The following is a 1,900-nucleotide window of genomic DNA, read 5'->3' as shown; positions in this document are numbered from 1 at the left end:
CCTTGTCGAACGGCCGCTCTCCCTCTCGCTTGCCCAGCTACGGACTCTGCCCCATCGCGAGCAGATTACCCGCCACGACTGCGTCGAGGGATGGAACGCGATCGGCAAATGGCGCGGCGTGCCGCTGCGCACGATAGTGGAAGGCGCACGGCTGCGCGATAGCGCGCGCTATCTCGTGTTCCGATGCGCCGACGATATGGGCGGCGGGCGGCCCTATTATGAAAGCATCGACCTGATCGACGCCTTCCATCCCCAGACCATCCTGGCCTTTGCGCTGAATGACGCGCCCCTGACCGTCGCCAATGGTGCCCCGGTGCGGCTGCGCGTCGAACGGCAGCTTGGCTATAAACAGGCCAAATATCTCATGGGGATAGAGGCGGTCGCGACGCTGGACGGGATCGGCAAGGGCAAGGGCGGTTTCTGGGAGGATGTCGCGGGCTATGACTGGTATGCGGGTATTTGACGCAAGCTGTCCGGGGTGACAAGGTAACGGCATGAGACTGTTCGAGCGGGTGTTGGGGCGACTGGTCAAACGGGGCCAGCTGACGGTAACTTATGCAAATGGACGACGCTTTGTCGTGGGACAGCCCGATCCTGCCTTTCCCGATCTGGCGTTGCGATTTCACGATGGCCGTGTCCCCTTCGACATCGTTCGCGATCCCCGGTTGGGGATGGCCGAAGCCTGGATCGACGGCCGCATCGCCATCGAAGGCGGCGGCATCCTGGAATTCATATCCCTGATCCGGGCCAACACCCCCTGGGAAAGTGGTCGGTCGATCGACGCCAAGACGCTGCTGGCGCGCAGCATGGGCAGCGTGCGCCAGAAACTGTGGCGCGCCAATCACAAGGCGCGGTCGAAGGCGAATGTCGCGCATCATTACGACCTATCAGGCGCGCTCTACGCACTCTTCCTGGATCGGGACCGCCAATATAGCTGTGCTTATTTCCCCGATGGCGACAACGAAGCCGGCATCAGCCTGGAGCAGGCGCAGGAGGACAAAAAGGCGCATATCGCGGCCAAATTGCGGCTCGAACCGGGGATGAAAGTGCTCGACATCGGCTGCGGCTGGGGCGGGATGGCGCTGTATCTGCACCGTACCTGCGGTGTCGACGTGACCGGTATCACCTTGTCGGAGGAACAGCTCAAGGTCGCACGGCAAAGGGCAATGGATGCAGGCGTCGCCGATCATGTCCGTTTCGAACTGATCGACTATCGCGACATGACGGGCGCATTCGACCGGATCGTGTCCGTCGGCATGTTCGAACATGTCGGTACGGCCCATTATCGCAGTTTCTTCAGCAAGTGCCGCGACCTGCTGACGCCGCAAGGCGTCATGCTGGTCCACACGATCGGGCGAATGGGCGGCCCTGGCGTCACTGACGCCTTCACCCAGAAATATATCTTCCCTGGCGGCTATATTCCTGCCTTGTCGGAAATGATCGCGGGCAGCGAAGGCACGCGGTTGATGGTGACCGATGTCGAGGTGTTGCGGCTCCATTATGGGCTGACCATCCGCCAATGGTATAAGCGCACCATGGCGCATCGCGCCGAGATCGTCGCGCTCTATGACGAGCGCTTCTTCCGGCTGTGGACCTTCTATCTCGCCGGGGCCGCGACGGTGTTCGAACATGGCGGCATGGTCAATTACCAGGTCCAATATGCGCGCGACCGACGCGCGCTACCCATCACCCGCGACTATATGCTGGAGGCCGAGGCCGCACTGGCCGGACGCTGAATAGTGGCTGACAACGCCATTCGCTGACGGTTCAGCCGACGCACGGCATTCTCCTTGCCATGCCCCGCCTCTCCCGCGGGGTGGATGAGGAGAGAGAGCACATGAACATTTTATGGAAGGGCGCGGCTGCGGTGAGCCTCGCCATCGCAGGAATCGCCGCGGCA

2 protein-coding genes are annotated in these 1,900 nt (G+C 62.1%); both read left to right on the top strand.

Annotation, left to right across the window (positions count from 1 at the left end; genetic code table 11):
- The coding region (locus IL54_RS22535) for a molybdopterin-dependent oxidoreductase (protein WP_156106053.1) at nucleotides 1–463 on the top strand (463 nt) is incomplete at its 5' end.
- A 31-nt stretch (nucleotides 464–494) separates the two neighbouring features.
- A complete protein-coding gene (locus IL54_RS01165) occupies nucleotides 495–1,736 on the top strand; it encodes an SAM-dependent methyltransferase (protein ID WP_037472306.1) in 1,242 nt (413 codons plus the stop codon).
- The last annotated feature ends 164 nt before the right edge of the window (nucleotides 1,737–1,900 follow it).

This window comes from Sphingobium sp. ba1 (assembly GCF_000743655.1).
GTDB lineage: Bacteria > Pseudomonadota > Alphaproteobacteria > Sphingomonadales > Sphingomonadaceae > Sphingobium.
This window is presented reverse-complemented; position numbering and strand designations above follow the sequence as displayed.